Origin of the sequence: Gordonia sp. SMJS1, assembly GCF_029866425.1 — a bacterium.
Taxonomy (GTDB): Bacteria; Actinomycetota; Actinomycetes; order Mycobacteriales; family Mycobacteriaceae; genus Gordonia; species Gordonia hongkongensis.
The window spans coordinates 2,521,721-2,540,953 of sequence record NZ_CP123381.1; the positions used below are offsets into that span (position 1 = coordinate 2,521,721).

15 protein-coding genes and 2 pseudogenes are annotated in these 19,233 nt (G+C 68.7%); 7 read left to right on the top strand and 10 right to left on the bottom strand.

What is annotated here, in order from left to right; all coding sequences use genetic code 11:
- The first annotated feature begins 47 nt into the window (after positions 1 to 47).
- The 5 genes from sufC (at position 48) to QAD21_RS11535 (ending at position 3,510) form a co-directional block, all read left to right on the top strand.
- Positions 48 to 821: a Fe-S cluster assembly ATPase SufC gene (gene sufC, locus QAD21_RS11515; RefSeq protein WP_058250381.1), complete on the top strand. Its 774-nt coding sequence runs from the start codon at positions 48 to 50 to the stop codon at positions 819 to 821.
- Positions 822 to 866: 45 nt separating this feature from the next.
- Complete coding sequence (locus tag QAD21_RS11520) at positions 867 to 2,144, top strand: cysteine desulfurase (protein WP_205333442.1); 1,278 nt, start codon at positions 867 to 869, stop codon at positions 2,142 to 2,144.
- 3 nt (positions 2,145 to 2,147) lie between these two features.
- Entirely contained in the window at positions 2,148 to 2,615 is a 468-nt protein-coding gene (sufU, locus tag QAD21_RS11525) for a Fe-S cluster assembly sulfur transfer protein SufU (RefSeq protein WP_058250382.1), read from the top strand.
- Positions 2,612 to 3,016, top strand: coding sequence for a metal-sulfur cluster assembly factor (locus QAD21_RS11530; protein ID WP_205333443.1), 405 nt, complete (start codon positions 2,612 to 2,614; stop codon positions 3,014 to 3,016). Before sufU ends, QAD21_RS11530 begins: the two co-directional genes overlap by 4 nt.
- Before the next feature lie 101 nt (positions 3,017 to 3,117).
- The gene (locus tag QAD21_RS11535) at positions 3,118 to 3,510 is read left to right on the top strand and encodes a DUF1992 domain-containing protein (protein ID WP_205333444.1); all 393 of its coding nucleotides are present in this window, start codon (positions 3,118 to 3,120) and stop codon (positions 3,508 to 3,510) included.
- Here the strand turns inward: QAD21_RS11535 and QAD21_RS11540 are convergent, their stop codons facing one another.
- Positions 3,511 to 4,638 (bottom strand): lycopene cyclase family protein, encoded by a 1,128-nt coding sequence (locus tag QAD21_RS11540; protein ID WP_205333445.1) that lies wholly within the window; start codon positions 4,636 to 4,638, stop codon positions 3,511 to 3,513.
- 58 nt (positions 4,639 to 4,696) lie between these two features.
- Entirely contained in the window at positions 4,697 to 5,509 is an 813-nt protein-coding gene (locus QAD21_RS11545) for an SDR family oxidoreductase (RefSeq protein ID WP_068971573.1), read from the bottom strand.
- A 100-nt stretch (positions 5,510 to 5,609) separates the two neighbouring features.
- On the opposite strand from QAD21_RS11545, the gene QAD21_RS11550 reads away from it, so the two are divergent.
- Positions 5,610 to 7,238, top strand: coding sequence for an ABC-F family ATP-binding cassette domain-containing protein (locus tag QAD21_RS11550; RefSeq protein ID WP_068971572.1), 1,629 nt, complete (start codon positions 5,610 to 5,612; stop codon positions 7,236 to 7,238).
- Here the strand turns inward: QAD21_RS11550 and QAD21_RS11555 are convergent.
- The 6 genes and pseudogenes from QAD21_RS11555 to QAD21_RS11580 form a co-directional block, all read right to left on the bottom strand.
- Positions 7,214 to 8,245, bottom strand: coding sequence for an aminotransferase class I/II-fold pyridoxal phosphate-dependent enzyme (locus tag QAD21_RS11555; RefSeq protein WP_280361505.1), 1,032 nt, complete (start codon positions 8,243 to 8,245; stop codon positions 7,214 to 7,216). The two genes, QAD21_RS11550 and QAD21_RS11555, sit on opposite strands and share 25 nt — an antisense overlap.
- Positions 8,242 to 9,270 (bottom strand): 3-oxoacyl-[acyl-carrier-protein] synthase III C-terminal domain-containing protein, encoded by a 1,029-nt coding sequence (locus QAD21_RS11560; protein ID WP_159370746.1) that lies wholly within the window; start codon positions 9,268 to 9,270, stop codon positions 8,242 to 8,244. Before QAD21_RS11560 ends, QAD21_RS11555 begins: the two co-directional genes overlap by 4 nt.
- Positions 9,267 to 9,931, bottom strand: a pseudogene (locus QAD21_RS11565) (SRPBCC family protein). The gene QAD21_RS11560 and the pseudogene QAD21_RS11565 overlap by 4 nt, the downstream one beginning before the upstream one ends.
- Positions 9,928 to 11,579, bottom strand: a pseudogene (locus QAD21_RS11570) (thiamine pyrophosphate-binding protein). Before QAD21_RS11570 ends, QAD21_RS11565 begins: the two co-directional pseudogenes overlap by 4 nt.
- Positions 11,580 to 11,760: 181 nt before the next feature.
- Positions 11,761 to 13,305, bottom strand: a complete 1,545-nt coding sequence (locus tag QAD21_RS11575) for an AMP-binding protein (protein WP_065632170.1) — start codon at positions 13,303 to 13,305, stop codon at positions 11,761 to 11,763.
- Positions 13,306 to 13,418: 113 nt separating this feature from the next.
- Positions 13,419 to 14,918 carry a GMC oxidoreductase gene (locus tag QAD21_RS11580; RefSeq protein ID WP_223258977.1) on the bottom strand — a complete coding sequence of 500 codons (1,500 nt, stop codon included), beginning with the start codon at positions 14,916 to 14,918 and terminating at the stop codon, positions 13,419 to 13,421.
- Positions 14,919 to 14,933: 15 nt separating this feature from the next.
- Between QAD21_RS11580 and QAD21_RS11585 the strand changes: the two genes are divergently transcribed.
- Positions 14,934 to 15,722 carry a hypothetical protein gene (locus QAD21_RS11585; RefSeq protein WP_223258976.1) on the top strand — a complete coding sequence of 263 codons (789 nt, stop codon included), beginning with the start codon at positions 14,934 to 14,936 and terminating at the stop codon, positions 15,720 to 15,722.
- Between the two features lie 2 nt (positions 15,723 to 15,724).
- Here the strand turns inward: QAD21_RS11585 and QAD21_RS11590 are convergent, their stop codons facing one another.
- Together QAD21_RS11590 and QAD21_RS11595 are read right to left on the bottom strand one after the other, a co-directional pair.
- A complete protein-coding gene (locus tag QAD21_RS11590) occupies positions 15,725 to 16,291 on the bottom strand; it encodes a TetR/AcrR family transcriptional regulator (protein WP_058250388.1) in 567 nt (188 codons plus the stop codon).
- A gap of 15 nt (positions 16,292 to 16,306) precedes the next feature.
- Complete coding sequence (locus QAD21_RS11595; RefSeq protein WP_058250389.1) at positions 16,307 to 19,108, bottom strand: aconitate hydratase; 2,802 nt, start codon at positions 19,106 to 19,108, stop codon at positions 16,307 to 16,309.
- Between the last annotated feature and the right edge of the window lie 125 nt (positions 19,109 to 19,233).

The following is a 19,233-nucleotide window of genomic DNA, read 5'->3' on the forward strand; positions in this document are numbered from 1 at the left end:
CCCTCGCCATCCGAACTTCCCAGCCCGGAGAAAGAAATCCTGAGACTATGACCACACTGGAAATCCGTGACCTGCACGTCGATGTCGCGCAGACCGACGCCGACGCCGAGCCCATCCACATCCTCAAGGGTGTCGACCTGACCGTGAAGTCGGGGGAGACGCACGCGATCATGGGCCCCAACGGTTCCGGCAAGTCGACGCTGTCCTACGCCATCGCCGGTCACCCCAAGTACGAGGTGACCTCGGGGTCGATCACCCTCGACGGTGAGGACGTCCTGGAGATGAGCGTCGACGAGCGAGCCCGCGCCGGACTGTTCCTCGCCATGCAGTACCCCGTCGAGGTGCCCGGCGTCTCGATGTCGAACTTCCTGCGGACCGCCGCCACCGCCGTGCGCGGTGAGGCGCCGAAGCTGCGCCACTGGGTCAAGGAGACCAAGGAGGCGATGACCTCGCTCGACATCGATCCGTCGTTCTCCGAGCGCAGCGTCAACGAGGGTTTCTCCGGCGGTGAGAAGAAGCGTCACGAGATCCTCCAGCTCGATCTGCTCAAGCCGCGGATCGCGATCCTCGACGAGACCGACTCGGGACTCGACGTCGACGCCCTGCGGGTGGTCAGCGAGGGCGTGAACCGGTACAAAGAGCGCGACAACGGCGGGATCCTGCTGATCACGCACTACACGCGCATCCTCCGCTACATCAAGCCGGAGTTCGTGCACGTCTTCGTCAACGGTCGCGTCGTCGAATCCGCCGGTCCCGAACTCGCCGATGAGCTCGAGGAGAAGGGTTACGAGCGTTTCACCTCGGCTGCCAAGGCCGGCTGAGACCGCCCGACCGATCCGAGCCGACCAGCACAGGAGGTGTACCAGGTGACACTCTCGACAGAGGTTTCCACCGCCCTGGACGTCGATTCGCTGCGCGCCGACTTCCCGATCCTCTCGCGCACCGTGCGCGACGGAAAGCCGCTGGTGTACCTGGATTCCGGGGCGACCTCGCAGCGTCCGGTCCAGGTGCTCGACGCCGAACGGTACTTCCTCACGCACCACAATGCGGCGGTGCATCGCGGCGCGCATCAGCTCGCCGAGGAGGCGACCGATGCGTATGAGGACGCCCGGGAGGTCATCGCGGCGTTCGTGGGGGCGTCCGCCGACGAGCTCGTGTTCACCAAGAACGCAACCGAGGCACTCAACCTCGTGACCTACACCCTCGGCGACCCGCGGTCTGCGGATGTCCTCGGGGGTTCGGCGCTCGGGCCCGGCGACACCGTCGTCATCACCGAGCTGGAGCATCACGCCAATCTCGTTCCGTGGCAGGAGCTCTGCGGCCGCACGGGCGCGAGGCTCCGCTGGTTCGGGGTGACCGACGAAGGTCGAATCGACCTCGAATCGCTGACCCTCGACGAGTCGGTGAAGGTCGTCTCCTTCACGCACCAGTCGAATGTGACCGGGGCGGTCGCCGACGTGGCCGAGCTGGTCTCGCGCGCACGGGCGGTCGGCGCACTCGTCGTGCTCGACGCCTGCCAGTCGGTGCCGCACATGCCGGTCGACTTCCGTGCGCTCGACGTCGACTTCGCCGCCTTCTCCGGGCACAAGATGTTCGGGCCCAGTGGGGTCGGTGCGCTGTACGGCAAGTCCGATCTGCTGAATGCGTTGCCGCCGTTCATCACCGGCGGATCGATGATCGAGACCGTGACCATGGAGGGGTCGACCTACGCCCCGCCGCCGCAACGGTTCGAGGCGGGCGTGCCGATGACCTCGCAGGTCGTCGGACTCGGTGCCGCGGTACGTTACCTGACCGATCTCGGCATGGACGCCGTCGCCGCGCATGAGCATGCGCTGACCGCGCGGGCGCTGGAGCAGCTCGGCGACATCGAGGGCGTGCGGATCATCGGGCCGTCGACCCCGGAGAACCGCGGCGGCGCCGTGGCCTTCCTCGTCGACGGCATCCACGCCCACGATCTCGGGCAGATCCTCGACGACGAGGGCGTGGCCATCCGGGTGGGTCACCACTGCACGTGGCCGCTGCACCGGCGCTTCGGCGTCGCCGCCACCGCACGTGCGTCGTTCGCCGCGTACAACACGTTCGCCGAGGTCGATGCGCTCGCCGCCGCGATCGTCACGGCGCAGAAGTTCTTCGGGACGGTCTGAGCCATGCGGATGGAACAGATGTACCAGGAAGTGATCCTGGACCACTACAAACACCCACACGGGCGCGGACTCCGTGAACCGTTCGGTGCCGAGGTCCACCACGTCAACCCGACCTGTGGTGACGAGGTCACCCTGCGCGTGGCGGTCTCCGACGACGGTTCGAGCATCGACGACGTGTCCTACGACGGGCAGGGATGCTCGATCTCGCAGGCGTCGACGTCGGTGTTGCACGACCTCATAGTCGGGCGGCCGGTCGGGGAAGCACTGGCCACCGTCGAGTCGTTCAACGCGATGATGACCTCCCGCGGCAAGGACGCCGGCGACGAGGACGTCATCGGCGACGGGATCGCCTTCGCCGGGGTGAGCAAATACCCGGCACGCGTCAAATGCGCGCTCCTGGGCTGGATGGCCTTCAAGGACGCACTCGCGCAGACGATGGACAGCCACGAGACACGAGCGGAGACAGCATGAGTGACGACACAGCCACCACGGACACACCGACGACCGCGGCCGCCGACACCGGCGTGACGGGGACACCCCGCGCGCCCGCGACGTCGCTGCCGGCCATCGAGGACGTCGAGGAGGCGATGCGCGACGTGGTCGACCCCGAACTGGGGATCAACGTCGTCGACCTCGGTCTGGTCTACGGCATCGAGGTGACCGACGACGCGGTCGCGAAGATCGACATGACCCTCACCTCGGCGGCCTGTCCGCTGACCGACGTGATCGAGGATCAGTCGCGCGGTGCGCTGGTCTCCAGCGGTCTGTGCACCGACATGGAGATCAACTGGGTCTGGCTGCCGCCGTGGGGTCCGGACAAGATCACCGACGACGGTCGCGAGCAGCTCCGCGCCCTCGGCTTCACCGTCTGACCGACGATCGGACACACCACTGCGCCGGCCCCGGTCATGATCGACGACCGGGTCCGGCGCTTGTTCGTCGGTAGGGCACTTCCGTGCGGGGAGTTGATCGCATGAGGCGTTTCGAGTCGCGGGTCGAGCGGATGATCCGCGAGGCCACCGAACGCGGCGAGTTCGACAACCTGCCGGGCGCGGGGAAGCCATTGGACCTGACCGACAGCGACGATCCCGACTGGTGGGTCAAGCGCAAGATCCGCGAGGAGAACCTCGACTCGTCGGCGTTGCTCCCCGCGCCGCTGCTGTTGCGCCGGGAGGCGCAGGATTTCCCGGAGTCGCTGCGCCACATCGCCGACGAGGACGCGGTCCGCGACATCCTCGTCGACTTCAATCGCCGTGTGCGCGAGGCACATCTCGCCTCCCGCCAGATGGCGTTGCCGCACAGCGTCGTCGCGCACACCGTCGATGTCGACGACATGATCCGGCGGTGGCGGGTGCTGCGGCGCTGATCAGCCGGCGTCGCCGGCCCACGCCGGGGTGGACATCGCACCGCGCGCCACCACGACGCGAGTACGCATGTCGACTGCGGCGATGACCCTGGTCATCGCGCTCATCGTGCCGGTGAGATCGTCCCGCTTGCTCAGGTAACTGCGTTGTGCGGCAAGGGGCATCGTGAAGAACGCCTCGAAGAACGCGACCGTCTGCGACGGACTGAGCCCCAGTAGGGCGCTGAGCCCACGGAGACGCAGGTTGTGTACCGCACGGGTGGACGGCGGCCACAGATCCGCGGCGGGGTCTCGACCCGCGGCGAGAGCGGCCACCACGGCGTCGGTGCACATCAACGATGTCGCGACGCTGTAGCCGGTCGTCGGGTTCTTGAAACCGCCCGCGGCGCCGAACCGGAAAACGGGATCGCGCCAGGGGTGTAATGACGAGCCGGTCAGCGGGAAGTCGACGTGCTCGACCCGCCGGATCCCCGACGGCATCCCGCCGAGCCGCGCGGCCAGGCGGCGTTCGAGTTCGTCGAGACCGAGGGCGGGATGCCCGGCGAGACAGGTCTCCTCGAGGAGGTACTCGCCCCCGCCGAGCGGCACGACATACAGAAAGGACGGCAGCGCCCGGCGGTCTGTCGCGCCACCCCGCCAGTCCATGAGCAGTGCCTCGTGCCCGTCCAGCACGGGTGCGGCAACCTCAGCGTCGACGACGATCCCGTACGCGGTCTGTCGAGGTGCGTCGTGGGGGAGCGCACCGCGACAGTCGACCACGGCATCGCCGGTCAGGACCGAACCGTCATCGAGATGCACACGCGCGCCGTCGATCTCGACCACCCGAGCGGAACGGGTCGGAACCCCGTCGAGGGTCAGTGACCGTTGCAGGCCGGGGGTGTCGAAGACGGTGTACCCGCGGGCCACCTCCTCGAGTTCGCGGCCCGCGATCCCGATGCGCGCGGTCCGGGCGGCGACGGCGGACTGCTCGACCCACTCGGGCAACTCGTCGGACCAGCATGCGAACGTGGACCGCCAGACCCGGTCGGGGGACGGATCGACCAGGGTGACCGGTACGCCGGCACGGGCCAGGCGGTGGACGAGGGCGCGGCCGGCCGGCCCGGCCCCCGCGACGATGACTCCGGAACTCACATCCTGTCCTTCGGCGCGGGCGGCGATCCGGACGGTGACGTGTCGTCGGGCAGGGACGTCACGAACCGCCGGTGGCGAGCATGCCACCGTCGACGGCCAGGGTCTCGCCGGTGATCCACGCCGACTCGTCGCTCGCGAGGAAGGCGACCGCCCGGGCGACGTCCTCGGGTTCCCCGATCCGCTTCATCGGGTACGAGTTCGCCGCGCGGGCCTCGTTGTCGCCCTCGGTGAACACGGATGCGAACTTGGTCCGCACGATGGAGGGGGCGATCGCGTTGACGCGGATCGCCGGACCGAGTTCCCAGGCGAGTTCGGCGGTGAGACGGATCAGCGCCGCCTTCGACGTGCCGTACGCCGCGATCACGCCCGTCGACCGCAGGCCCGCGACCGAGGAGATGTTGACGACCGACCCGCCGGTGTCCTTCATGCCCGCCCGGTAGGCCTCCTGGACGAACCCGAGCGCGGCGACGACGTTGGTGTCGAACGTCTTGCGGTACGCGGCGAGGTCGGCCCCCATCAGTGGGCCGGCCAGCGGCGCGATCCCGGTGTTGTTGACCAGGATGTGGATGCCGCCGCCCTGTGCGACGGCCGCGTCCACGGCGGCCGCCCGGTCGTCGGCGTCGCCGGTGTTGCCCGCACACGCCGAGACCGTCGCTCCGGGCACCGCCGTCCGGATCCGGCCGGCCGCCTCCTCGAGTGGCTCGGCCTTCCGGCTCGTGATGACGACCGAGGCGCCGCGACGGGCCAGTTCCGTCGCGATCGCCTCACCGATGCCGCGACTGGCACCGGTGACGAGCGCGGACCGGCCGGTCAGGTCGGAGGACTGCGGGAAGTTCTGCGGAATCGTTGTGGAGTGCGTCACGTCCCACACCGTATCGGTCCACCGTGACGGGGGTGGTCGACTCGGCCGCACGGCGCCGGGGTCCGCACGTGGAAAAAGCAGTGGCGTGGCACCGGTAGAATCGACCGTCGTGATCACCGCGACCGACCTGGAGGTACGAGCGGGCGCTCGGACCCTGTTGGCGGCGCCCGGCGACGCCTTACGCATCCAGCCCGGCGACCGGATCGGCCTCGTGGGCCGCAACGGTGCCGGCAAGACCACCACGCTGCGCATCCTGGCCGGCGAGACCGAACCCTACGGGGGATCGATCCGCCGGTCCGGTGAACTCGGTTACCTCCCGCAGGACCCCAAAGAGGGCGACCTCGACGTCCTGGCCAAGGACCGGGTGCTCTCCGCGCGCGGTCTCGACGAGATCCTGCGCGACATGGAGAAGCAGCAGGCGCAGATGGCCGAGGCCGCCGACGACAAGCTGCGGGACAAGGCCGTGGCGCGGTACGGCCGCCTCGAAGAGCGCTTCGCCGCCCTCGGCGGATACGTCGCCGAATCCGAGGCCGCGCGGATCTGCAACAGCCTGGGTCTGCCCGATCGGGTTCTCGAGCAGCCGCTGCGGACACTCTCCGGCGGTCAGCGCCGACGGATCGAGCTCGCACGCATCCTGTTCGCGGCGTCCGACGGTTCGGGGAAATCCGACACCACCCTCCTGCTCGACGAACCGACCAACCACCTCGACGCCGACTCGATCGCCTGGCTCCGTAGCTTCCTGCAGAACCACGAGGGGGGTCTCGTCGTGATCAGTCACGACGTCGACCTGCTGGCCGACGTGGTGAACCGGGTGTGGTTCCTCGACGCGGTGCGCGGTGAGGCCGACATCTACAACATGAGCTGGAAGCGGTACCTCGATGCCCGGGCGACCGACGAGCAGCGCCGTCGTCGCGAACGGGCCAATGCCGAGAAGAAGGCGTCCGCCCTGCGCGCGCAGGCCGCGAAGCTCGGTGCCAAGGCCACCAAGGCGACCGCCGCGCAGAACATGCTCAAGCGCGCGGAGCGGATGATCGACGCCCTCGACGAGGAACGGGTGGCCGACCGCACCGCGCGGATCAGGTTCCCCGAACCGGCCGCATGCGGCAAGACACCGTTGATGACGTCCGGACTCTCGAAGAGCTACGGCTCGCTGGAGATCTTCACCGGGGTGGACCTCGCGATCGACAAGGGCAGTCGCGTCGTCGTCCTCGGCCTCAACGGCGCGGGCAAGACGACGCTGCTGAGAATGCTTGCCGGAGTGGAGAAGCCGGACACAGGGTCGATCGAGCCGGGATTCGGTCTGAAGATCGGCTACTTCGCGCAGGAACACGACACCCTCGACGACCGGGCGTCGGTGTGGGAGAACATCCGGCACGCTGCACCCGACGCGGGCGAGCAGGACCTCCGAGGCCTGTTGGGCGCGTTCATGTTCAGCGGCGCCCAGCTCGATCAGCCGGCCGGCACGCTGTCCGGCGGTGAGAAGACCCGGCTCACGCTGGCCGGGCTGGTGTCCTCGGCGGCGAACGTCTTGCTCCTCGACGAGCCGACCAACAACCTCGACCCGATCTCGCGCGAACAGGTCCTCGACGCCCTGCGCAGCTACACCGGGGCCGTCGTCCTGGTGACGCACGATCCGGGCGCCGCCGCCGCGCTCGATCCGCAGCGTGTGATCCTGTTGCCCGACGGCACCGAGGACCACTGGAGCGAGGAGTATCAGGAGCTCATCGAGCTCGCCTGATCGCCTCGATGAGCCGATCGGTGCCGGCGCGGTCGGGCACCGTCAGCGGGTGACCGTGTCCGGCGAACTCCCGGCCGACGACCCCCGCGTCCCGCAGTCGCCGCCCGAACTCGATGCCGTCGGGGCCCGGCACGAACACGAAATTCGCCTCGCTCGGCAGCGCCGGGTGGCCCGAGTCGCGCAGCGCGTCGGCGATTCGATCGCGTTCGCGGCGCATCGCCGTGACCCGTCCGGCCAGCTCGTCGGACGCGGCAAGAGAAGGGGACCTCGTGACGGCGGGCACCGCCGACGGACGTCGCCGACCCGATCGCATATCCGACCCGCAGTCCCGCGAGACCGTGGGCCTTGGAGAGGCTTCGCACCGCGATCAGGTTGGGGTACTCGTCGACCAGCGTCCGGACATCGGGTGCGTTCCGGCAGTACTCGACGTACGCCTGGTCGAGGATCACCGGGATCGCCGGGTCGACAGCCGTGAGCAGTTCACGAATCTCCGCGTCGGAGAGGACCGATCCGGTCGGGTTGTGCGGGCTGCAGACGATGACGGCCGCGGTGTCCGGACCCGCGGCCGCGGCGAGCGCACCGACATCGGGACGCCCGTCGTCGAACAGCGGGGTCGTGTCGATCCCGAGCCCGATCATCTCGGCGAGCAGCGCGAAACCCTCGAATGTCGGTGCAGGGGTGACAATCCGAGGTCCGGTACGACCCCTGGCCCGGGCCCGTGCAGCCGAGTCCTGCAGGATCGCGGAGAGTACGGCCGTCGCCCCGGCGCCGACGCTGATGTGCGCTGCCTCGACACCGGTGTGCTCGGCGATCGTCGCGCGCAGACCGTCGGGACGAAACGACGGGTAGCGGTGGGCCGATGCCGCCGTGTCGCGCAGCGCGGACACGACCGCGGGCAACGGGGGATAGGCGGACTCGTTCCGGTCGCATCGCACGACGACGTCGGTGCGCACGCCGGCGAGGTCCGTGGCGCGCTCGGAGACCGGAGCCGGCAGCAGAACCGTCACGAACGCCCACTCCACCGGATCGCTCCGGCAGCGGCGAAGTCGCCGGCATGGGCGAACGCCGACATCATCACGATGTCACCGGGACGCACGCGCCCGTCGTCGATCGCCGCGTCCAGAGTCATCGGAATCCCGACCGCAAACAGGTTCCCGCAGTCGTCGAACGTGTCCGGGTGTCGCGACTCGGGCAGTTCGAAGGCCTCGCGCCAGTTGCGCAGGAATATCCGGTTGGGCTGGTTGGTGACGAGCAGGTCCAGGTCGGACGGACGTACCCCGATTCGATGAGCAAGCGCCGCAGCCACTTCCGGGACCATCCGGTTCCCGCGTGCGAGTACTTTCGCGATCTTGGCCTCGGTGAAGCCGACATGGATCTGACCCGGGCCCGCCTCCCAGTACTTGCGTTCCGGCTGTGCGACGGCGGTCATGTCCGCCGAGAACTGGCCGAAGGACCGGCATTCGGTCCCCAGCACCGGGTTACCCGCGTCGCCGAGAGTCAGGATCGCCACGGCCGCGCCGTCACCGGGTATCGCGGCCTGCGCCTTCATCCGTACCTGCTCCTGGGTGAAGATCTGTCCGGCGCTGTTCTGCGCCAGCGCGATCAGGGCCTTGCGGCCTCCGTTCGCGCGCAGGAGCGCTCCGGCGATCTCGATGAGGTGGACGAAGGCCGCACAGCCGCCGTTGTGCACGTCGAGCACGGTTCGCGGGGCGAGGCCGAGGCGGTGTGCGACCTCGCCGACACACCCGCGGACCGGGACCTCCGGCAGCTGGCTGTGGGTGAGCACGACGTCCACGTCGTCGAGATATCCGTCGCCGTGGCGCTCGACGAGACGCCGTGCGGCGGCGACGATCATGTCCGCCGACGTCTCACCGTCGGCCGCGTGGTGGCGGAAGGACGGAGCCCGGAACATGACGTTGCCGGCGAGTTCGTCGTCCTCGGCGTACTGCGCGAAGAACTCCGCCGGCACCCGGGCGGCCGGGCGGTAGGTGGCGAGGTCGGCGAGCGAGACGGCGGGGGCGTCGGCGGTCATGAGCGCATCCATTCGGGGGTCAGCGGAAGTCCGTGGCGATGGCGGTGTTCGGCGATGGCGGTGAGGTTGTCGAGTTCGATCTGATGTCCGGCACCGAACATGTCCCACAGGTCGCCGACCCACTCCTCCCGACCGGCCGGTGCGGTCTCGGGAAAGGGGTTCTCGTCGTAGAACGGGTGGTGGCAGTTGTTCCACAGACCACCGAACCCGGACGGTCGAGAACGAGTTGCGCGTCGACGACGCGCATCAGGTAGATCATCCAGAGGTGCTTTCCCTGATCCCAGGCACAGTGGTAGTCGACGGTCATCGCGTCGGCGTTCGCCACGGTCCGGACGTAGATCTTGGTGTCCTCGTTCAGGCGGTCGTATCCGACCCACAGGTCCGGCTCCCCGGCCGGCTCGAAACCGCGTGTGCTGTAGGTCCATTCCTCGAGCGAGCGCGTGTCGGCCAGCCATTCGTACAGTTCGCGCGGCGGTGCGTCGACGTAGCCCTGCACGGGGCAGAAGTCGCCGAACACCTGGTGATGGGGATACACCGAGCGGACCTTGTCGACGACGAGTGCCGTGTTGGCGGAACGGGGGTGGGTCTCCACCCGGACCACGCCGTCGAGCGTGGCCGCGGTGTCCCCGAGATCGGACAGCGCGGAGGTGTGCGTGGTCATGGGGTACCTCTCGAGATCAGTGGGGCGAACGGGGGTTCTTCGTCGGGATCCACTTCCACGATGAGGCAATTCGGTCCGGTGTGTGAGAACAGTTCGTCGCATGCCGAGCGCAGGGTGAGGAGATCGCCGGCGGTGCGCACCGGGAGGCCGGTGAACATCGCGGCCAGCCCGCCCGCGATGTCGGTGTGGCGGAACCGGTTGACGCTCGGCGCGCCGGGGAAGAATCGCGCCTCACGTGTGACACACATGCCGTGCGCGTCGTTGTTGAGCACGATGAGGGTGATCGGCGCATCGTGTTCGATCGCGGTGTGGAACTCCATGCCGTGCATGAGGAACGAGCCGTCACCGGCGATGACGACGACCCGACCGTCCGGAAGGGTGTCCTGCGCGGTGATCGCGGACCCGATCCCCGCCGCGATGGCCCATCCCATCCCGCCCATGCCCAATGCGACGACGAACCGCCCGTCGCCGAACGGGAGATGGTGGATCGCCGCCGCGCCGGTGTTCCCGGCGTCGGCGAACACCGCGCACCCCGCGGGCAGGGCGGCGCCGATGGTGACGAGCACGTCGCGCATTCCGAGGGCGTGAGCCGAGGGTGCGACGGACAGGTGGTCGAGCGGGTGGACCCGGGGTGGGCGGCGTCCGGGGAGCCGGTCGGCGAGTGACCGCTGGAGCGCCCCGAGGGTCTCGGTGAGACGTGCCGTCCCGATGTGCTCGACGTCGGCCGCGGGGTGCGCGGCGGCGCGCTGCCGAGATGCACGACCGGGATCGCTGCGAGGGCGTCGTCGAGGCCGGCGCGATCGGTCATCGACATGCGGCAGCCGATCACCAGGATCAGCTGTGATTCCCGCACGGCCCGATGGGCCGACGGGTGCCCCATCACCCCGGTGACCCCGGAGCAGGACCCGCGGCCGATGTCGCGACCGCCCGGTGAGACCACGACCCCGGCGCCGAGGAGGTCCGCGAGATCCTCGACGGCACTGTGCAATCCGAGCCGCGATGCCTCCTCGCCCGCCCAGATGCACACCGACCCGCCGTCGCGCGCCACCCCGACGAGTCAGTCGGCGAGTCCGTCGACGACCGCCGGGGGCACCGACCGGAGTTCGGTCGGTGCCCCCGACCGCGACGGTGTGGCGTACCCGGGTGAGGACTGCACGTCTTTGGGCAGGATCACCGCGGCCGGCAGACCTCGTGCGAGGGTGGCGAACGCCTCGTCGAGGACCTGATCGAGACGAGCCGACTCGTCGACGAGCCCGCAGAATCCGACGACGCCGGACATCACGGCACGCAGGTCCACGGTGTCCGGCGGGTGGAGCATGTCCTGGAAGCCACCGCGCCCCACCGCGGCGGTCGGCGCCGAACCGATCACGGCGAGCACGGGTACGCGGCTGTCATAGGCCTCGCCCAGCGCCGGGATGACGTTCAGTGCACCGCCACCCGACGTCGTCAGGACCGCGGTCGGCTCGGCGGTGAGCCGTGCGTGCCCATCGGCCATCGCGCCGGCCCCGAACTCGTGTTTCGCGACGACCGGGGTGAGCAGCGGGTGCCGGACCGCCGCATCGAAGACGTCTTCGATGTTGGCCCCGTGAACGCCGAAGACGGTCCGCACCCCCGCATCGACGAGTCGCGCGACGAGGAGGTCGGCCACCGGCACGGCCGCCCGTCCCGGATCGTCATCGGGCACAAGCCCGCCTACCGCGTCCAAACCCTGCACTCCCCAGCTCCGAACAGCGGTGCGGCACCGGCCGATTCGCCGATGTCCGTAACCGGACCAACTCAGTGTGAGTTAGCTTAGCGTAAGCTAACGTTCGGCGGCAGGGGGTGGGGTGTCAGGCCTCCGGCCAATACCGCTTGCGCAGATCGCCTTTCACGAGCTTCCCGGTGGGCGTGCGCGGAAGGTCGTCGACGAAGTCGACCGACCGGGGCGCCTTGTAGGCCGCGATGTTCTCGGTGGTGAACGCGATCAGCTGCTCGGCGAGCCGATCGGTGGGTTCGTGGCCGTCGGCCAGCTGCACGCAGGCCTTCGCGACCTCGCCGAGGTCGGGGTCGGGGACACCGATCACCGCGACGTCGAACACCGCCGGGTGATTGATGAGGACGTTCTCGGCCTCCTGCGGGTAGATGTTGACGCCGCCGGAGATGATCATGAACGCCTTGCGGTCGGTCAGATACAGATAACCCTCGTCGTCGACGTATCCGACATCCCCTGTGGTGGACCAGTTCTCGTGTTCGGGGTGCTGGGCCTTGCGGGTCTTGTCGGGGTCGTTGTGGTACTGGAACGCCACGTCCTCGCGTTCGAAGAAGACCTGGCCGACCTCGCCGGTCGGGAGTTCCTTGCCGTCCTCGTCGCAGATGTGGACCACGCCGAGCAGCGGTTTGCCCACCGAGCCGGGATGATCGAGCGCCTCCTGCGGGCCGATGAACGTCGCGCCGGCGGCCTCGGTCGATGCGTAGTACTCGTGGATGACCGGGCCCCACCACTCGATCATCGCCCGCTTCACCTCGACCGGGCAGGGCGCGGCGGCGTGGACGGCGATCTTCATGCTGCTGACGTCGTACTTCGAGCGGACGTCCGCGGGCAGCTTCAGCATCCGGATGAACATGGTGGGCACCCACTGGCTGTGGGTCACGCGGTACTTCTCGATAGCGGCGAGGGCCGCTTCGGGATCGAACCGGTCCATCATGACGACGGTCCCGCCGACCGAGTTGGTCATCCCGCAATAGCGCAGCGGCGCCGCGTGATACAGCGGCGCGGGGGAGAGGTAGACCGCGGAGTCGTCGTAGCCGTACATGGGTGCGAAGATCGCGGTGTAGGCGTCGGGCACCTGGTCGACCTGCCCTTCGGGCATCGGTGTCTTGATGCCCTTCGGACGGCCGGTGGTCCCGGAGGAGTAGAGCATGTCGGTGCCGCGCGGCTGGTCGGTGCGGGGCTCTGCCGACGCATTGGCCAGGACCTTGTCGTAATTCTCGAAGCCGTCGAGATCGCCACCCCACACGATGCGGCGACCCGGGCCGGCAAGGGCCTCGATCTCGCCGGCGGCCGACACGGCCTCGACGACCGAGGCGCCGGCGAACAGGACCTGCGCGTTGCAGTCGGAGAGAATGTAGTTGGTCTCCGCCGCGGTGAGGTGGTGGTTGACCGCGGTCACGTACAGACCGCTGCGCAGGGCCGCCCAGTACACCTCGAAGACGTGGAAGTCGTTGGCGGAGACCACGGCGATGTTGTCGCCGCGTCGGAGTCCGAGGGAGTCGAGGTAGTTGGCGAGCCGGGTCGAGTTCTCGTCCAGTTGTCGGTAGGTCAGTACCTCGCCGGTAGCGGCCCGGATGACGGCCGGCTTGTCGGGGGTGTATTTCGCGAAGACTCCAGGAAACAAGAGTGACGCTCCTCGTGACGAAGGGGATGGCCACCCCGAACGATCGTATCTAACGCTCGTTCGGGGTGTTGCGAGTCACAGTACCCTAGCGTCGTGTCCGATTTCGCAGTTCCTCAGTGCGTCGAGAGAAACCTGTCCATGGTTCGCTCCGCGAGCGCGGTGATCGTCAGCGCGGGATTCACCAGGCCGACTGCCCCGGGTACGAAGGAACCGTCGACGACCCACAGGTTGTCGTAGCCCCGGATTGCGCCGTCGGTGTCGGCCGCGGCACCCATGACGACGCCGCCGAGCCCGTGATAGGTACTCGCGGAACCGAATCCGAGCGCGCGAGACGACACGTGGGTTCCGTTGGCGGCGAAGCCGAAACGGCCCTCGGTGCGTTCGTGGAAACGCTTGATGAAGGCGTTGCTCCGGCGGTCGAGATCGTTGCGGTCGGCGGGGTGGGGGTAGTTCAGCTGCGCCCGCCGGGTGCGATGGTCGTAGTCGATCGTGCCGCGTTCGTCGGTGTGGGCCTGCACGAGGTGGGTGGTCGCGGCCTTGCCGAGCGGTGCCGGCAGCGGGGTGGCCTGATAGACCATCGAGACCGGTCCGCCGGGCAGGTTGTCCTCGTAGATCCGTGCGTAGCCCGGTCCGCCCTGGACGGCGCCGAAATCTTCGCGGGGGTTCGTCCGGATGGTGAGGAAGTCGCCGTTCACGCCGAAGCCGTCACCGATGCGCGGTGACAGTCGTGGCAGGCGCCCCTGCGCGCGCGCTTCGACGAGCAGGCGGGTGGTGTGGAAGGAGCCCGCGGCCATGAAGAGATGATCGGCCTCGGTGGTCACGGTGCGTACCGTGCGGCCCTGCTCGTCGAGAACCCGTGCGGTGACGACGAATCCGGCGCGGCGCGAGCGAGGCCGGATGTCGAAGACCTCGTGCATCGGCTTGACGGTGACGTTGCCGGTCCGTTCGGCGGCGAGGAGGTAGCTGCGGTCGAGAGACTTCTTGGCGCCGCTGTTGACGCCGTAGCTCAGTTCGCCCGCGGTCACCGACGGGGTGGCCCGGCCGGCCAGTTCGTCGCGGACGATGTCCCAGTCGATGGCGAAGTCGAAGAAGTGCGGTGACGCGCCGTAGCGCTCGATCACCTTCAGCCAGGACCGGGCCCCGACGTATTTGGGGTGCGCGAGAATGTCCGCGGGCAGCGGCGAGACGCCGAGCCCGGCCTTCGCGCGCGGGAAGTAGGTCTGGGCGAGCTGCGCGTAGTCGGCGGCCGCCGGGAAGATGTGCTCGAAGTCCTGTCGGCGGGGGACGGGCGTGAAGGAGCCGAACACGAGCGACCCACCGCCGACGCCCGCGCCGTACACGGCCTCGACGCCGTTGCCCATCACATGGTCGAGGACGCCGGGGTACGGCTCGACCGGGAGGCCGCTCGCTGCACTCGCCCCGGCGGGGCTGCCGAACCACGCGGCGCGTTTGTCCGGGTTGGTCGTCGTGGCGAAGGTGTTGCCGTCCGGCGCGGTGCGCGATCGGCGAGTCGGCCGGGGCCGCGGGACGTTAGGCTCCGGGGTGTGACGGCTGCGCTGCAGATCGAGGTGGACCGCGACAGCGTGGCGATGGGGGATGACGTCGCTTCCCACGCACACTCACTCCTTGTGGAGCCGGGTACGGCGCTGAGTGTCGTCCTCGCCGCGGCGGCGCCCGAGATCCGTTCTCGGGGCTGGTCCTGGGTGGCCGACGTCGACGGCCGGGTCGCCGCCGTCTGGTCGGCCGACCACGGTGTGCAGATGCTCGTCGGGGACGGACCGGTGACCGCGGACGACGTGCCGTGCCGGATTCATTACCGGTATTTCCTGCAGATCGACCCGGCGTGGCTGCATCGGCGCCTCGCCGAGGGGGCCGCGGCGGACCGGGGCGCCCTCGAACGCGAGTACCGCCCGATCGGTGATCGGCGACGCGAGGAGGACGAGCGTCGCCGCGAACGCGATTCGGCGACAAGGTATCTGACCGGCGAGTGCACCGCGGCGCTGCGCGGCTTCGGTGCGGAGTTCGATCTGCACAACGACCGGATGGCACGGTTCGACCTGGTCGGCTCGATGTGGCGGGTACAGCGCGCCGACACCATGACCATGACCTTCGACGGGGCGAATCAGGTCCTGTCGTCGATCCGACCCGTCGGCGTCGCCGAGTGCTGGCTGGTCGCGGCCGTCGGAATGCGTATGCGACAGGTGCAGGGACTCACGCCGGTCCCGAACGACCCCCGTTTGCCGGTGCCGGAGCTGCGGCCGATGGGATCAGGGGTGGCCGGATCGCCACGCTGGACGACGAGAGGTACGAGAGGCGATCCCGTCGTCCAGCTGACCGGCGATGAGGCGGTGCGGGCCTACCGGTTGTCGGCGAATCGTTCGATCGACGAGGTCGTGTCCCTGCTGGCCCCGGACTGAGGTCAGTCGTGTGCGCGCACGGACTCCTCGACGAGGTCGAGCACCGCGTGCAGATCGTCGGTGGGCTGGCCGGTGGCCAGCCGGGTGATCAGACCGTCGAGCACGAGGTCGAGGTAGTTGAGCAGAACGTCGGTCGGGACGTCGTCGCGCAGGCGCCCCGCCTGCCGACCCCGCTCCAGCCGACTGAGTGTCGCCTGCTCGACCTCGGCCGCGTAGGACACCCACTCCGCGCGGAAGCCGTTGTCCGTCCGTAGTTTCCGCGCGATCTCCAGGCGCGTGCCGAGCCAGTCGAAATCCTGAGGCCGCGTGAGCATGTCGCGCATGACCTGCACCAGGCCCTGCTCGGCCGCCACGTCGGCCATGCGCTCGGCATCTTCCCGCGCGAGCGCGAGGAACAGCGCCTCTTTGTCCCGGTAATGGTGGAAGATCGCACCCCGGGACAAGCCGGTGGACTCTTCGATCCGTTTGACGGTCGCGCCGTCGTATCCGTACTCCGCGAAGCAATGCCGCGCGCCGTCGAGAATCTCCCGACGACGCGCGGCAAGCCGGTCATCGCTGACCTTGGGCACGTCGAGTGCCTCCTGTCAGCTCTTGATCATGTTGCGCAGCACGTACTGCAGGATGCCTCCGTTGCGGTAGTAGTCGGCCTCACCCGGGGTGTCGATGCGGACCTTGGCGTCGAACTCCACCGTCGAGCCGTCTTCCTTGGTGGCGGTGACGTGCACGGTCGACGGCGTCGTCCCGTTGTTGAGCTCCTCGATGCCCGCGATGTCGTAGGTCTCGGTGCCGTCGAGGCCCAGCGACTTGTGCGACTCGCCCTCGGGGAACTGCAGCGGGATGACGCCCATGCCGATGAGGTTCGAGCGGTGGATGCGCTCGAAGCTCTCGGTGATGACGGCCTTCACGCCGAGGAGGCTGGTGCCCTTGGCCGCCCAGTCACGCGACGATCCGGTGCCGTACTCCTTGCCGCCGAGCACGACGAGCGGGATGTTCTGCTCGGCGTAGTTCTGCGCGGCGTCGTAGATGAACGACTGCGGTGCACCCTCCTGGGTGAAGTCGCGGGTGTAACCGCCGGTCACACCGTCCAGCAGCTGGTTCTGCAGGCGGATGTTGCCGAAGGTCGACCGGATCATCACCTCGTGGTTGCCGCGGCGGGCGCCCAGCGAGTTGTAGTCCTTGCGGGCCACCCCGTTGGCATCGAGGTACTGCGCGGCGGGGGTGCCGGGCTTGATCGTCGACGCGGGGGAGATGTGGTCGGTGGTCACCGAGTCGCCGAGCTTCGCGAGCACGCGTGCGCCCTTGATGTCGGAGACGGGCGACGGCTCACGCTGCATGCCCTCGAAGTACGGAGGCTTGCGGACGTAGGTGGACTCGTCGTCCCACTCGAAGGTCTTGCCCGACGGGGTCGGCAGGTTCTGCCAGCGCTCGTCACCCTTGAAGACGTCGGCGTAGTCCGAGGCGTACTGCTCCGGCGAGATCGACGAGGCGATGGTCGCCTCGATCTCCTCGTTGGTCGGCCAGATGTCCTTGAGGAACACGTCGTTGCCGTCGGTGTCCTTGCCCAGCGCGTCGGTCTCGAAGTCGAAGTCCATCGTGCCGGCCAGGGCATAGGCGATGACCAGCGGCGGCGACGCGAGGTAGTTCATCTTCACGTCGGGGTTGATGCGACCCTCGAAGTTGCGGTTGCCCGACAGCACCGCGGTGGCGGTGAGGTCGTTGTCGTTGATCGCCTTCGAGATCTCCTCCGGCAGCGGGCCGGAATTGCCGATGCACGTGGTGCAGCCGTAGCCGACGAGGTAGAAGCCGAGCTTCTCCAGGTACGGCCAGAGACCGGACTTGTCGTAGTAGCCGGTGACGACCTGCGAGCCCGGTGCCATCGACGTCTTGACCCACGGCTTGGACGACAGGCCCTTCTCCACGGCCTTCTTGGCCAGGAGCGCCGCGCCGAGCATGACCGACGGGTTGGAGGTGTTGGTGCAGCTGGTGATCGAAGCGATGGTCACGATCCCGTGGTCGAGGATCATCGATCCTCGTTCCTCGGAATCCACCCGGACCGGATTGGTCGGCCGGCCCTCGGCGCCGTTGGCGGCCGAGTGCAGCGGCTCGGCGTCGTCGTCGGCGAAGGACAGGGTCGCGGGGTCGGACGCCGGGAAGGTTTCCTCGACCGCCTCGTCCAGCTTGGTCTGCGGAGCGGAGTTGCCGTTCTCGACGTAGTTGTGGATGTCCTTGCGGAACGCGTTCTTCGCGTCCCACAGCTCGATGCGGTCCTGCGGACGCTTCGGGCCGGCGATCGACGGGACGACGTCGGCCAGGTCGAGCTCGAGGTACTCCGAGTACACGGCCTCCTCGGCGTCCTTCTCCAGCCACATGCCCTGTTCCTTGGCATAGGCCTCGACGAGCGCGAGCGTCTCCTCGCTGCGCCCGGTGAGTCGGAGGTAGTTGACGGTCTCGCCGTCGATCGGGAACATCGCGCAGGTCGAGCCGAACTCGGGGCTCATGTTGCCGATGGTGGCGCGGTTGGCGAGCGGGACCTCGCCGACACCGTTGCCGTAGAACTCGACGAACTTGCCGACCACGCCGTGCTTGCGCAGCATCTCGGTGATGGTGAGGACCACGTCGGTCGCGGTGACGCCCGGCTTGGTCGCGCCGGTGAGCTTGAAGCCGACGACGCGGGGGATGAGCATGGAGACCGGCTGACCGAGCATCGCGGCCTCGGCCTCGATGCCGCCGACGCCCCAGCCCAGGACGCCGAGGCCGTTCTCCATCGTGGTGTGCGAGTCGGTGCCGATGCAGGTGTCGGGGTAGGCGACGCCGTCACGGACCATCACCGAGCGCGCGAGGTGCTCGATGTTGACCTGGTGCACGATGCCGGTGCCCGGCGGCACGACGCGGAAGTCGTCGAAGGCGCCCTGACCCCAGCGGAGGAACTTGTAGCGCTCCTCGTTGCGCTGGTACTCGATCTCGACGTTGCGCTCGAACGCCTGGGCATTGCCGAAAGCCTCGATGATGACGGAGTGGTCGATGACCATCTCGGCCGGCGCGAGCGGGTTGACCTTGTCCGGGTCGCCGCCGAGTTCCTTGACGGCGTCGCGCATGGTCGTGAGGTCGACGATGCAGGGCACGCCGGTGAAGTCCTGCATGATCACGCGGGCAGGCGTGAACTGGATCTCGACGCTCGGTTCGGCGTTCGGGTCCCAGTTCGCCAGGGCCTCGATGTGCTCCTTGGTGATGTTCGCGCCGTCCTCGGTGCGCAGGAGGTTCTCGGCGAGGACCTTCAGAGCGTAGGGGAGCTTGGCGGTGCCCTCGACAGCGTTCAGACGGTAGATCTCGTAGCTGTTGTCACCGACGTCCAGCGTGCCGCGGGCGCCGAAGGAATTGATACTCACGTCTAAATCCACTCTCCTCGTGTGCCGGCGGGCTGCGCCGGCGATTACTCGATGATCCACTTGCGGTCGGGCGGGGCTGGTCGATCCGGCGCAGTCGTGCCGCACCGGCTGACGTTCTGCACCGG

Excerpts from the sequence above, each read along its gene's own strand:
- sufU (WP_058250382.1), top strand. The coding sequence starts at position 2,148 with ATGCGGATGGAACAGATGTACCAGGAAGTGATCCTGGACCACTACAAA.
- QAD21_RS11560 (WP_159370746.1), bottom strand. The coding sequence starts at position 9,270 with ATGACCGCCGACGCCCCCGCCGTCTCGCTCGCCGACCTCGCCACCTAC.
- QAD21_RS11535 (WP_205333444.1), top strand. The coding sequence starts at position 3,118 with ATGAGGCGTTTCGAGTCGCGGGTCGAGCGGATGATCCGCGAGGCCACC.
- QAD21_RS11530 (WP_205333443.1), top strand. The coding sequence starts at position 2,612 with ATGAGTGACGACACAGCCACCACGGACACACCGACGACCGCGGCCGCC.
- sufC (WP_058250381.1), top strand. The coding sequence starts at position 48 with ATGACCACACTGGAAATCCGTGACCTGCACGTCGATGTCGCGCAGACC.